Origin of the sequence: Cardiobacterium hominis, assembly GCF_900637305.1 — a bacterium.
GTDB lineage: Bacteria > Pseudomonadota > Gammaproteobacteria > Cardiobacteriales > Cardiobacteriaceae > Cardiobacterium > Cardiobacterium hominis.
The window spans coordinates 2464291-2478432 of record NZ_LR134365.1; the positions used below are offsets into that span (position 1 = coordinate 2464291).

Annotated in this window: 9 protein-coding genes; 7 read left to right on the forward strand and 2 right to left on the reverse strand. The window is 60.3% G+C overall.

Going from position 1 to position 14142, the window contains the following annotated elements:
• The first annotated feature begins 127 nt into the window (after positions 1 to 127).
• Both EL199_RS11855 and EL199_RS11860 read left to right on the forward strand, forming a co-directional pair.
• Positions 128 to 1462: a DEAD/DEAH box helicase gene (locus EL199_RS11855; protein ID WP_004143068.1), complete on the forward strand. Its 1335-nt coding sequence runs from the start codon at positions 128 to 130 to the stop codon at positions 1460 to 1462.
• 235 nt (positions 1463 to 1697) lie between these two features.
• Positions 1698 to 3662, forward strand: a complete 1965-nt coding sequence (locus tag EL199_RS11860) for a hypothetical protein (RefSeq protein WP_126316093.1) — start codon at positions 1698 to 1700, stop codon at positions 3660 to 3662.
• 61 nt (positions 3663 to 3723) lie between these two features.
• Here the strand turns inward: EL199_RS11860 and clpA are convergent, their stop codons facing one another.
• Positions 3724 to 6009, reverse strand: coding sequence for an ATP-dependent Clp protease ATP-binding subunit ClpA (clpA, locus tag EL199_RS11865; RefSeq protein WP_004143064.1), 2286 nt, complete (start codon positions 6007 to 6009; stop codon positions 3724 to 3726).
• Positions 6010 to 6023: 14 nt separating this feature from the next.
• A complete protein-coding gene (gene clpS / locus EL199_RS11870) occupies positions 6024 to 6338 on the reverse strand; it encodes an ATP-dependent Clp protease adapter ClpS (RefSeq protein ID WP_004143062.1) in 315 nt (104 codons plus the stop codon).
• Positions 6339 to 6446: 108 nt separating this feature from the next.
• On the opposite strand from clpS, the gene EL199_RS11875 reads away from it, so the two are divergent.
• From EL199_RS11875 to EL199_RS11895, 5 genes are all read left to right on the forward strand, one after another.
• Entirely contained in the window at positions 6447 to 8267 is a 1821-nt protein-coding gene (locus EL199_RS11875) for a M61 family metallopeptidase (RefSeq protein WP_126316094.1), read from the forward strand.
• A gap of 45 nt (positions 8268 to 8312) precedes the next feature.
• On the forward strand, positions 8313 to 9344 hold the full coding sequence (gene pyrC / locus EL199_RS11880) for a dihydroorotase (RefSeq protein WP_004143058.1): 1032 nt from the start codon (positions 8313 to 8315) through the stop codon (positions 9342 to 9344).
• A gap of 12 nt (positions 9345 to 9356) precedes the next feature.
• A complete protein-coding gene (locus tag EL199_RS11885; RefSeq protein WP_004143056.1) occupies positions 9357 to 10520 on the forward strand; it encodes a M20 aminoacylase family protein in 1164 nt (387 codons plus the stop codon).
• Positions 10521 to 10545: 25 nt separating this feature from the next.
• The gene (locus EL199_RS11890; protein ID WP_004143050.1) at positions 10546 to 12441 is read left to right on the forward strand and encodes an ATP-binding cassette domain-containing protein; all 1896 of its coding nucleotides are present in this window, start codon (positions 10546 to 10548) and stop codon (positions 12439 to 12441) included.
• 587 nt (positions 12442 to 13028) lie between these two features.
• On the forward strand, positions 13029 to 14045 hold the full coding sequence (locus EL199_RS11895; protein ID WP_004143045.1) for a nitronate monooxygenase: 1017 nt from the start codon (positions 13029 to 13031) through the stop codon (positions 14043 to 14045).
• The last annotated feature ends 97 nt before the right edge of the window (positions 14046 to 14142 follow it).

The following is a 14142-nucleotide window of genomic DNA, read 5'->3' on the forward strand; positions in this document are numbered from 1 at the left end:
AAGCCTAAAATACAGCGGCGCAGTATAACAGAGCGCTCCCGCCGCGTGTAGCGCGGGCGCGACTGCCCGGAAGATGAAAAAATGGTATAATCCGCGCAGTTACCACAGAAAAATCCCGAGAGACTACATGGCAGAAAACCACACGACCGCGACCGCTTTCAGCAGCCTTCCCATTCACCCGGCCATACAAGAAGCGCTGGAAGACAACCGACTCACCCACACCACGCCGATACAAGAAAAAACCCTGCCGCTGACCTTGGGCGGCCACGACGTCATGGGACTGGCGCAAACCGGAACCGGCAAAACCGCTGCCTTTCTCATCTCGCTCTACCACTACCTCCTCACCAACCCCGTCCACCCCAAAGCCAAAGGGCCGTGGGCGATAGTGCTGGCGCCCACGCGCGAACTGGCCGTACAAATCAAAAAAGACGCCGACCAAATCGGCGCTTACACCGGGCTGAACAGCCTTGCCATCTACGGCGGCGTCAGCATGGAACACCAACGCAACCTGCTGGAAAACGCGCCAATAGACATCATCATCGGCACGCCGGGGCGCATCATCGACCTCTACAAACAAAAAATCATCCGCCTGAAAAACATCGAAGTCTGCGTGCTCGACGAAGCCGACCGCATGTTTGACCTCGGCTTCATTGACGACGTGCGCTACCTCCTGCGGCAAATGCCGCCCGCGCACGAGCGCCTGAACCTCCTGTTCTCCGCGACCATGGCGCAAAAAGTGCAGGAACTCGCCTACGAATACTTCAACGCGCCGGAAACTGTAAGCATCGAAAGCGGGCAGGCCACCGCCGACAACATCACCCAAATCCTCTACCACACCGCCAAACACGAAAAAACCCCGCTGCTCATCGGCCTCTTAAACCGCGACAAACCGGCGCGCAGCATGATCTTCCTCAACACCAAGCGCGACCTTGAACGCCTCTCCGTCGTCCTGGAGGCAAACGGCTACCCGAACGCCGCGCTTTCCGGCGACATCCCGCAGAAAAAACGGGAAAAAATCATCAAAGACTTCCAGAGCGGCGCGGTGAACATCGTCGTCGCGACCGACGTCGCCGCGCGCGGCCTGCATATCCCGGACGTTACCCACGTCTTCAACTACGATCTGCCGCAAGTCGCGGAAGACTACGTACACCGCATCGGCCGCACCGCGCGGGCGGGCGCTTCCGGCACTGCCATCAGCTTCGCCTGCGAAGAATACGTGTACTCGCTGCCGGAAATCGAACACTACATCCACAACAAACTGCCCGTCTTCCCGCTGGACGAAGAGCTGCTGGCCGACGTCATCCCGCCGAGCGAAGAAGCACTGCGCGCGCTCAACGAACAAAAAGCCGAACGCCTCGCCCGCAACGGCAACCGCCAACCGCGCGGCAACAAACCGGAAAGTCACCGTCGCCGCAACCCGCGCCACAAAAGCGGCAACCACGAACCCAACGGCAATCACTAAGTATCTGCCAAGAAAAAACCGCCATAAGGCGGTTTTTTCATAATATCGCGATGCCTTCCTTGCCCACACCCTAAGCGATACACGCAAAGTTCCGTACTCTGTACAAGGCGCGCCATCGAAGACAGTACGCGGTTGTATGGCGAGGTAGAGCAACACCATACGAGGCTTTGCGTGGATTGCTATAAACAAAATTTGCTATAGTTTTCCCGATTACACCACAACATAAGGACATCTCATGACATTACGCACTGCTATCATCGTCGCCGCACTAAGCGCCACTGCTGCCCATGCTGAAATGCACTATTTCGGTGGCCATTATCAATGCCGAAATCCATCCTATCTCAATATGGCCATCGAATACGGCTCACCCACCCAAGCCAATATATGGTATTACAACCGCACCATGAGCAGCCCGTCTTTCCTCCAGGGCAAAGCAGAAAAATGGACAGAAAAAGGTGGTTATCTGGAAATTCCTTATAGCGATGACCTTGCCATTAAAGGTAAACAGGCGACCTGGATGCGCGATAAAGATAAAGCAGACGAAGACTGCACCACTTTTACGTTAACACCCAAAGAGAAACCGTTAACAGAATATGACCATTACCTCAAACTGCTCAAAGAAGTGAGTACAGATGACAAAGGCATGAACGCCGTTAATACGGCCGAATTTGCATTACCACCGCGCGACATGCTCCCCGATCTGGATCGCACTGCCTACAGCGAACAAATCAAAACGGCAGAACAAGACTACTGGAAACGTGCATTGGAAGATCGCGCCAAAGCAGCATTCACCCTACCCATAGATGGCGACGGCACAGCCTACATCAATAAAGTCAAACCCCTTTTCGGTACAGATATGGGGCCGAATGGCAGCATTGCCAAATTCGATTACAGCTGGCGCGAACAAGTCTATCGTGACCAAACCACTATGGCATACCGACTTGCCATGAGTGGAGCAAATCCACAATTGGCGCGCTACAGCGATGACGAAATCTGTGCCCGCACCAAATACAATGACGGGCTTTATGGTGAACAGGCTGCAACATTTATCGTAGGCGTCCCCTTCCCGTTCTGGGATCGGGATTTCACCCAGCCAGTCATTGATACTCTGCGTAAATGCGAACACACCAATTCAGCAAACTGGCTGGTCGAAAATTTCCCGAAAATCAACGCAGCCAGCGAACGCTATCGCGCAGTAAGCAATGAAATTCAGGCATTGCTTGCCAAACCGGATACTTACGAAACTTTTGTCGAAACGAATGGCTTGAGTCTCAAACCAGAAATATTGGAATTACAAAAGCTCAAAAATGAAGACATTGATATCTTCAGCGCCGGATTGCTTGAACAAAAACGCGGGCGCATAATCGAAGCCCTCAGTGAAGCATTGCCCGGACTTATTGACAAGAAACTACAAGAAAAAGACTATGACCGCTCCTATACTCTGTGTAATGACGTCTTGCCTAATCATAACGACTTCCGTGCATTAAACCAGCTCTATCAAAATTGCACCGAAATAGCACCTGCCCGCATTGCGCAAACCACATTGGATAAAGCGGTCGCCCGTGCAGAAAGCGCGGATACACTTAATGCCGCTGAAGCAGCAGACTGGCTGGTATTGCGGCGGGTTTACGATGCCCCGGAAGATGCAGTTGCGGCCGCTGAAGCAAAATTGAATGCCCCGCGACAACGCATTGCCGATTTGATATTGGTCACGGCAGAAAAAGCCATCGTCGCCAACCGCAATGAAACCATCGACAAATCTATTTGCCCCGTAGCTTATGATGCGCCCGATATCATCAAAAACGCGATGAAACTTTGCGCTAGCCGTATCGGTGAACATAATGTGGCGGTAGAAGAAGCACAATGCGATGCGGCGGTGAATGCCGCAGGCAAAGCGCGAGAAATTGCCAATGCCAATATCCGCCTGTTCCTGGATGGTTATTTGGGTGGTCGTGAAAGAGAAATGAACATCCGCAAACTGATTTGCGACAGCCGTGGTCACATAGATATTGAAATTAGCGGAGATGGCTGGTTTGGCAGTGCCCGCGATCTTACGCTTAAACTGGATGATAAAACAGTCAAAGCGGTTATTGAACCGGACAAAAATGGTGTGTGGATTGTTACGAAAGTCAAAGGTAAAACACCTAAAGATGGCTTTTCTCCTGCCGCCTGTTTGTTTGGCGACACATATTGCGAGTAATGCCATTGCATCAATTAAAACCCCGCCGTAGCGGGGTTTCTTTTCTGGGCAACGGACGGCGTCAGATTTCCGGCAGTGCTTGCGGGGCGTCGCTGTTGGCGCTGATGTCGAGCGCCGGTGCGTCGTCGCGGATGGTGATTTGTACGTGGCCGCCGTGTTCTGCCAGTTCGCCGAAGAGCATTTGTTCGGCGAGCGGCTGTTTGATGTGTTTCTGGATGAGCCGCGCCATCGGCCGCGCACCCATTTTCGGGTCGTAGCCGTGTTGGCCGAGCCAGGCTTTGGCGGCGTCATCGAGGCTGATGCTGATGTGTTTGTCTTCGAGTTGTTGTTCGAGTTCGATGATGTATTTGTCGATGACGTGGCGGATGGCGTCCGCGCCGAGCGGGGCGAAGCGGATGATGGCATCCAGGCGGTTTCTGAATTCGGGGGTGAAGTGGCGTTTGATGGCCGCGTCCGCCTGCGCGTCGCTGGTTTCTTTGGTGTTGACCGCGGCGAAGCCGATGCGGTTTTTTTCCATTTCAAAGGCGCCGACGTTGCTGGTGAGGATGATGATGAGGTTGCGGCAGTTGATTTCGCGGCCGTTGCTGTCGGTGACCTGGCCGTGGTCCATGATTTGCAGCAGCAGGTTCATGATGTCCGGGTGCGCTTTTTCGATTTCGTCGAGGAGCAGTACGGCGTGCGGGTTTTTCTGGATTTGTTCGGTGAGCAGTCCGCCTTGTTCGTGGCCGACGTAGCCGGGCGGCGCGCCGATGAGGCGGCTGATGGTGTGTGATTCCATGTATTCGCTCATGTCGTAGCGCAGCAGTTTGATGCCGAGTACGTGCGCGAGTTGGCGGCAGACTTCGGTTTTGCCGACGCCGGTCGGGCCGGTGAAGAGGAAGCTGCCGATGGGTTTTTCGGCGTCTCTGAGGCCGGCGCGGCTGAGTTTGATGGCGCTGGCGAGGTGTTCGATGGCTTCATTCTGGCCGAAGACGACGGTTTTGAGGTCGCGCTCCAGGGTTTTGAGTTGGTTGCGGTCGTCCTGGTTGACGCTTTTTTCGGGGATGCGGGCGACGCTGGCGACGAGTTTTTCGATCATGAGGGCGTCGATGGTGTCGCTGCGTTCGGTTTCGGGGAGGAGGTGCAGGCGCGCCCCGGCTTCGTCGATGAGATCGATGGCTTTGTCCGGCAAGCGGCGGTCGTTGATGTAGCGGTCGGAGAGGCGCACGGCGGCTTCGACGGCTTCGGCGCTGTAGCGGATGTGGTGGTAGGCTTCGTAGCGCGGGATGAGGCCTTGCAGGATGGCAATGGCGTCGTCAATGGCGGGCTCGGCAATGTCCACTTTTTGGAAGCGGCGGGCCAGCGCATGGTCTTTTTCGAAGATTTGCCGGTATTCTTTGTCGGTGGTGGCGCCGATGCAGCGCAGTTCGCCGTTGGCCAGCGCCGGTTTGATGAGGTTGGAGGCGTCCATGCTGCTGCTGCTCGCCGCACCCGCGCCGATGATGGTGTGGATTTCGTCAATGAAGAGGATGGCATCGGGGATGGCGCGCAGTTCTTTGAGCAGCGCCTTGATGCGGTTTTCGAAGTCGCCGCGGTATTTGGTACCGGCGAGCAGTGAGCCGATGTCGAGGCTGTAGATGGTGGCTTTTTCGAGGATGGCGGGGACTTTGCCTTCGACGATGGCTTTGGCAAGGCCTTCGGCGATGGCGGTTTTGCCAACGCCTGCTTCGCCGACGAGGATGGGGTTGTTTTTGCGGCGGCGGCAGAGGGTCTGGATGGTGCGCTCGATTTCGGCGCTCCTGCCGATGAGCGGGTCAATGCGGCCTTCGCTGGCGCGCTGGTTGAGGTTCACCGCGTATTCTTTGAGGGCGGAGCGGCGCGGGGCTTCGCGGTTTTCTTCGTCGTCTTCGCGCGTGCCTTCGCTTTCTTTGGCGGTCTGTGCGGTACCGTGCGAGATGTAGTTGACGAGGTCAAGCCGCTGGATTTCTTGTTGGCGCAGGAAGTAGGCGGCGTAGCTGTCGCGTTCGCTGACGATGGCAACGAGCGCGTTCAGGCAGCTCACTTCTTTTTTGCCGGCGTTGCGCGCGTGCAGCACGGCGCGCTGGATCATGCGCTGGAAGGCGGTGGTCGGCTGGGTGACACGGCCGCTGTGTTCGGCGGGGAATTGCGGGCAGTGTTCGCTCAGGTAGCGGTTGAGTTGTTCGCGTAGCTGGGCGAGGTTGGCGCCGAAGCTGTGCAGGGCGTCGGTAACGCTGCGCTCGTCCAGGAGCGAGAGCAGCAGGTGTTCGAGGGTCAGGAATTCGTGGTTGGCGCTTTGGGCGCTGTGGTAGGCGCGGTCAATGGCTTTTTCCAGGGCGGTGGAGAGCATGGGGTTTCCTCGGTTTAGTGCGGTCGTAGCACGCAGAGCAACGGGTAGTTGTTGGCGCGTGCGTGTTCGATGACTTGGTTGACTTTGCTTTCGGCGATGTCAAAGGGGTAGATGCCGCAGACGCCGCTGCCCTGTTCGTGTACTTGGTACATGATGTCTTCGGCTTCGGCGAAGTTTTTGTTGAAGTAGCGCATCAGCACATCCACGACGAAGTCCATCGTGGTGTAGTCGTCGTTCAAGAGGACGACTTCGTACTGGCGCGGCTCGCCCAGTTCGGGGTCGGCGGTAAGTGTCTCGGTATCGGGGTCGAAATCGTGTTGCGGGCTCATGGCAGGGTCTTTGGTTACAGGCGCAGAGATGGCGGCGGCGCGCCTTTTTTCAAGAGCGACGGGGGCGCGGATGATAAAATAGCGGTAATCATCCGCATCGAGGTCATTATGTCAGCTTCTGCCATTTCTTACCACGTCAGCCCCGCGCCCGGCGGGCACCGTTTCAGCGTGCAACAGCGCGTTCCGGTTGCTCCCGGCAGCGAAGTGGTCTTCTATATGCCGATATGGATACCCGGCAGTTATATGCGCCGCGACTTCGCCCGCTTCCTCTCGCGCCTTGCCATCACGGACGCCGACGGCAACGCCATACCGTTCAGCTTTGACAACCCCTCGCGCTGGCGGCTGCGCGTACCCAACGGCTGCCACGAACTGCGCCTGACTTACCACATCTACGCGCGCGACATCTCCGTGCGCGGCAATTACCTCGACCACGAACGCGGTTTCCTGAACCCCTGCGCCAGCTGCCTTGCCATCGAAGGCAGCGAACACCTGCCGCACCGTTTAGTATTGGCGCTCGAAGGCCACCGCGCCGGCTGGCAAATCATGGGCGCGCAGACCGGCGCCGACGGCGCCTACTGGTTCGACAACTACGACCACCTCATCGACACCCCGCTGATGTTCGCCGCCGAACTCACCGTCCTGCCGTTTACCGCCGGCGGCGTGCCGCACGACATCGTCCTCAGCGGCAAGACCTGGGACTACGACCACGAACGCCTGCGCCGCGATGTCCAGACCGTCTGCCGCGAAGCCGTCCTCCTCTTTGGCGGCCTGCCCGCCATGCCGCGCTACACCTTCCTCCTCCATCTGGGCGACAACATCTACGGCGGCCTCGAACACTGCCGCTCCACCCTGCTCATGGCCTCGCGCAACAGCCTGCCCAAACCGGACAACAGCAACAACCAGCGCTACATCCAGCTCCTCGGCCTCTTCTCGCACGAATACTTCCACACCTGGAACGTGAAAGCCATGCGGCCGCGCGAATACCAGCACTACGAACTCCAACAAGAACAGCCCACCGAAATGCTGTGGCTGTTTGAAGGCTACACCGCCTACTTCGACAACCTCCTCCTCGTCAGAAGCGGCGTCATCGACGTGCAGACCTACCTCAACCTCCTCGCCGAAGACATCGCCCGCTACCGCCAAACCCCCGGCCGCGAACACCAAACCCTCGCCCAGTCCAGCTATGAAGCCTGGACCAAACTCTACAACGGCGGCGAAGACACCGCGAACAGCAGCACCAGCTACTACATCCAGGGCTCACTCGCCGCCTGGAGCCTGGACGCCTGGCTGCGCGCGCACAGCGACGACGGCGTCAGCCTGCAAATGCTCATGCACCGCCTCTGGCACGACTACCACCAACACGGCGCCGGCCTGGACGAAGAACGCTTCCTCCGCCTCACAGCCGACCTCCTGCCCGAAGACCTCGAACCGGCGCTGCGCGGCTTCCTGCACCGCCTGAACCACAGCACCGAAGCACTGCCGCTGGAAGAAGTCGCGGCCTACCTCGGCCTCACCATCCACATGCAAACGGCGGCAAGCCCCGGCGAACTGCGCAGCGACGCCCCCGAACACCGCCGCCACCAAAGCAGCCCCGGCATCCGCTGGAAACAGCAGGGCGGGCGCTACCTCGTCAGCCGCATTGACGAAAACAGCCCAGCAGCGCTGGCAGGCATCGCCATGGACGACGACATCATCGCCGTCAACGGCTACCGCGCGACAGACGACCAACTCGAACGCCACCTGCACCACGCCGCGCCCGGCAACGCCGCGCTGCTGCACATCTTCCGCGACAACATCCTGGAAGCCATCGCCTTCACCCTCCGCCCCGCCCCGGCAGACAGCTGCAACATCAGCCGCGACCCGGACGCGCCAAGCGCCGCGCGCACCCGCCGCCGCCACTGGCTCAACCGCCAGCACGACAACGAATAAAACCCCTTCGCGCCACGAACCCCAAGCACAAATCAGGAACGCCCCATGCAAACCCTCACCCTCCCCACCCCGGACGACCTGCACATCCACCTGCGCGACGGCGCCGCCCTGACCCGCACCGTCCCCGACGCCGCCGCCCAATGCGCACGCGCGCTCATCATGCCCAACCTCACCCCCGCCGTGGATACCCTGGACGCCGTCACCGCCTACCGCGAGCGCATTCTCGCCCACATCCCGGCGGACAAAACCTTCACCCCGCTGATGAGCCTCTATCTCAGCGACAGCCTCACCCCGGAAACCGTGCTGGCGGCGAAAACGGCGGGCGTCGTCGCCATCAAATGGTATCCCAAAGGCGCGACCACCAACTCCGCCCAGGGCGTCGCCGACCCGCAAAAACTCGACCCGATACTGGAAGCGATGCAACAGGCGGGACTGCTGCTCCTCATCCACGGCGAAGTCACGACCGACGGCGTGGACATCTTCGACCGCGAAGCCACCTTCATCGACACCACTCTGGAACCGTTACGCCGCCGCTTCCCGCGCCTGCGCATCGTCCTCGAACACATCACCACCGCGCACGCCGTCGCCTACATCCAAAGCCAAGGCGACAACCTCGCCGCCACCATCACCGCGCACCACCTGCTCTATAACCGCAATGCGCTGCTTGTCGGCGGTCTCAAACCGCACTACTACTGCCTGCCCATCCTCAAAACCGAAGCCGACCGCCGCGCGCTGCTTGCCGCCGTCGCCAGCGGCGACCCGCGTTACTTCATGGGCACAGACAGCGCACCGCATCCGCGCCACGCCAAAGAAAACGCCTGCGGCTGCGCGGGCTGCTACACCGGCCACGCCACCCTGCCGTTCTACGCCGCCGCCTTCGAGCAGGCGGGCGCGCTGGACAAACTCGCCGCCTTCGCCGCAAGACACGGCGCCAACTACTACGGCCTGCCCTACAACAGCGGCGAAATCACCCTCGAACGCCGCGCGCAAACCTTCCCGACCAGCCTGCCCTACGGCGACAGCGAACTCGTCCCCTTCCTCGCGGGCGAAACCTGGCCGTGGCGCATCGCCGCATAACCCGGAGCGCCCATGCCCGCCATCACCCCTCACACCCCCATCGACCAACACATGCGCGACTGGCGGCATGACCTGCACCGCCACCCCGAAACCGCCTACGAAGAAACCCGCACCGCTGCCAAAATCGCCGCCCTGCTGCACGACTTCGGGCTGGACGAAATCCACACCGGCCTCGCGCAAACCGGCGTCGTCGGCGTACTGCACGGCAACCGCCCCGGCAAAACCCTCGGCCTGCGCGCCGACATGGACGCCCTCGACATCCACGAAACCAACACCTTCGCGCACCGCTCACAAACCGCAGGCAAAATGCACGCCTGCGGCCACGACGGCCACACCGCCATGCTGCTCGGCGCCGCCGAATACCTAAGCGCCACGCGCGACTTCGCCGGAAGCGTCGTATTCATCTTCCAGCCCGCCGAAGAAAACGTCGCCGGCGGCAAACGCATGTGCGACGAAGGCCTGTTCACCCGCTTCCCGGTGGATAGCGTCTATGCCCTGCACAACTGGCCGGAACTGCCCGCCGGACACATCGCCGTCCACGAACACGAAGTCATGGCCTCCTTCGACCTCTTTGACATCGACATCCACGGCCAAGGCTGCCACGGCGCCATGCCACACCTGGGTATCGACAGCATCGCCATCGCCGCACAAACCATCAGCGCCCTACAACACATCGTCAGCCGCAACCTCGACAGCGCCGAACGCGCCGTCGTCAGCGTCACCCAAATCCACGGCGGCGACACGTACAACATCCTCCCCGGCACAGTACGCCTCTCCGGCGGCACCCGCGCCTTCCGCCCGGAAATCCGCGACCTGCTCGAAACCAACATCCGCAGCACCGCCAGCGGCATTGCTGCCGCCCTCGGCGGCCGCGCCGAAATCCACTACCAGCGCCGCTACCCGCCGACCCGCAACCACCCCGAAGCCGCACGCCACATCTACCGCATCGCCCAAACACTCATCGGCGCCGAGCGCGTCCAGCTCAACCCGCCACCGAGCATGGCCGCCGAAGACTTCGCCATCATGCTGCAAGAACGCCCCGGCGCCTACATCTGGCTGGGCAACGGCAAACCGCACCCTGCCGCCGTACTGCACAGCCCAAACTACGACTTCAACGACGACATCCTTGCCACCGGCGCCAGCCTTTGGATTGCCCTGGCACAAGCACAGACATAACCCGCTCGCCCCATACAAACACCCCATGCTCGAACTCCAGCACATCACCCTCTCCCGCAACGGCATCAACCTCATCGAAAACGCCGACGCCCGCATCCACCCCGGGCAGCGCGTCGGCCTCACCGGACGCAACGGCAGCGGCAAATCAACCCTGCTCGCCCTGCTGCGCCACGAAATCGACGCCGACAGCGGCGACTACCGCCTGCCGCCCGACTGGCGCATCGCCAGCGTCGCCCAGGAAACCCCGTCTTTGCCGGACAGCGCGCTTGACTACGTCCTCGCCGGACACGCGCCCTACCAGGCCGCACTGGCTGCCATCGTCGCAGCCGAACAAAGCGGCGACGGCCACGCCATCGCCAAAGCGCACGAACAATTCTCCGCCTGCGACGGCTACGCCCAGCCCGCACGTGCCGCCGAACTGCTGGACGGCCTCGGCTTCCCGCCCAGCGAACAGCACCGCGCCGTTGCCAGCTACTCCGGCGGCTGGCGGATGCGGCTCAACCTCGCGCGCGCCCTCATCGCCCCGGCCGAACTGCTGCTCCTGGACGAACCCACCAACCACCTCGACCTCGACGCCATCATCTGGCTGCAGGACTACCTCAAAACCCACCCGGCGACACAAATCATCATCGCGCACGACCGCGAATTCCTGGACGCCCTCTGCACCCGCATCCTGCACATCGAAAACCGCCAACTGCAAAGCTACAGCGGCAACTACAGCGACTACGAACGGCAGAGCTACGAACAGCGCCTGCAAGCGGGCGCGCAATACCAAAAACAAGAGCGCCAGCGTGCCCACCTACAAAACTACATCGACCGCTTTCGCGCCAAGGCGACCAAGGCACGCCAGGCACAAAGCCGCCTGAAAGCGCTGGAAAAACTCGACGCCGCGCCACCGCCACCGCCCGAAGCCGACTACCGCCTCGCCTTCCTGCCCGCGGAAAACCACCCCAACCCGACGCTCATCGCCCAAAAAGCCCGCCTCGGCTACGGCGACAAAACCATCGTGCAAGAACTCACCCTGCGCATCGCCGCCGACGCACGCATCGGCATCCTCGGCCGCAACGGCGCGGGCAAAAGTACCCTGATGAAAGCGCTCGCCGGCGAACTCGCGCCGCTCGCGGGCAGCATCGAAGCGCACAAAAACACGCGCATCGGCTACTTCACCCAGCACCAGCTGGACGCCCTGCGCGCCGAACACGACGCCCTCTGGCACATGCAGCACGTCCTGCCGCAAGAAAGCGAACAACAACAGCGCAACCGCCTCGGCGGTTACGGCTTCCACGGCGACAAAGTCACCGCCCCCGTCGGCCAATACTCCGGCGGCGAAAAAGCCCGCCTGGCACTCGCCCTCATCATCGCCCAGCGCCCGAACCTGCTGCTCTTGGACGAACCCACCAACCACCTCGACCTCGCCATGCGCGACGCCTTGACGCTGGCGCTGCAAAACTACGACGGCGCCATGCTCATCATCTCGCACGACCGCAGCCTGCTGCGCGCCGCCTGCGACGAATTCCGCCTGGTTGCCGACGGCAAACTCCAGCCCTTTGACGGCGACCTCGAAGACTACCACCGCTACCTGAGCGCCAGCCGTCAAGCCACAACAACGACCCATCCGCCCGCCAACAGCGCCGACAACCGCCAGGAACAAAAACGGCGCGAAGCCGAACAGCGGCAGCGCCTGCGCCCGCTCAAACAGGCGGTGGAAGCCCAGGAAAAAACCATCGCCAAACTGGAAGCCGCGCTGGAAAAACACAAAACCGCGCTTGCCGACCCGGCGCTGTACGAAGCGGACAACAAGGCACGGTTAAAAGAAATCCTCGCCGCACAAAGCGAAGCACAAAAAGCACTGGACGCGGCAGAAGCGGCGTGGACGGAAGCGGCAGAGGCGCTGCAACAGGCAGAACAAGAACAGGCTTAAGACTACCGCTACAGCCACCGCACGCCGCACAAACCACACAAAACCACAACACCGCACACCGTCGCGCAGCCCATTACCTCAAAAAACCACACACCCGTCTTCCTTCGCCCATCCCCAATTTTTGACGCACCCCATAATAACAACGCAAAATCAAACAATTAAAAGACAACCCTCTAAAAACAAACCGTCGCAAAAAACCACAAACCCCTCATCCATTCCGCCAAAAACACAAAAAACCACAACAACACACAAAATTCATACCCGATAACCCAACGAAAACTTCAAAAAAACGAAAAAAGCCACAAAAAAACGTCGGTAAAAGTGCCGAAATTCCAAAAAACTTTATAAAAAAACGATGCAAAAACAACCAATAACAACGACAAAATAAAACAAACACACATCCGCTTGACACGCCCTGCCCTGCTCCCTATAATCCGCCCCGACATCATTGATGTTATCTCCTCTATATCCTCCTTTGGTGGTTGTTTGCCGGGTCGCAAGACCCGGCATTTTTTTTGCCCGCGACCGGCCACATCACGACGAATCCGCTATAATTCCGGCAAGATACACACAAAAGGGAATCACGCATGTACCTCGTCACCAATGCCCTGAGCGAACAACTCGGCTGCCAATACCCCTTCTGGCAGGCACCACTGCCCTTTGACCTCATCAGCGCCGACATGTCCGGCCGCATCAGCGCCCAAGGCGCGCATGGCATCATCCGCATCGCCGCGCACGACACGCGCGACAGCCTCACCGCCAAAATCGACGCCTACCGCAAACACCATGCCGCGCCGTCCTTTTGCTTCGCGCACTGCCTACCGCAACAACCGCAGGGCGATAAACCCGATACCTTCGCCGCCGAACTGCTGCAAACCCGCCTCAATACCGAGCCGCTCACCCTACAACGCGGCGACCACTTCCTTGACCTGCTCGATACCGCCATCGCTGCCCGCCCGCGCGCCATCGGCTTCGCGCAAGGCCTGCCCGACCGCGAAACCCTCTCCCTCATCCGCGAACAGGGCATCTTCACCTTCGCCATCGTCGGCAACCTGCTTGAAGCGCTGAGCGCGGACGACTTCGGCGTGGATGCCCTCGTGCTGCAAGGCATGGAAGCGGGCGGCGAACGCTCGGCCTTTAGCAATGACCTGCCGCACGTCGAACAAACCGCACTCTCGCTCCTGCAACAAGTGCGCGCCTACAGCAACAAGCCGCTCATCGTCTGGGGCGACCTCACCGGCGCCGCCGACATCGTCGCCGCCATCATCAGCGGCGCGCAGGCCGTCATGCTGGACCGCCCCTTCCTCGCCTGCGCCGAAAACGGCCTGGACGACGAAACCCGCGCGCGCGTCATCCACGGCAGCGAATACCAAAGCCAAATCAGCGACCAATACACCGCCCGCCCGCTGCGCTGCCTGCAGCATGCCTTCAGCGACGCCGACGAAGCACTGCTATGTGGCCAGGAAAACCTCTTTGCCGCCGCCTTTGCACAACAGCCGGAAGCGCGCCCGCTACCCGTTTCCATCAGCGCCATTGACGACCCGCAGACGCTGACCCATTACCTCAATCACCAGGCACAACACATCCGGCAGATGATTGCCTGAATATCCGCAGCGCATCGCCCAACAACACGCTCACCATAGGTGCGCCTTGGCGCACCACAACAAAACCACATGAACGTTGCAGCATAACCGCCCCGCG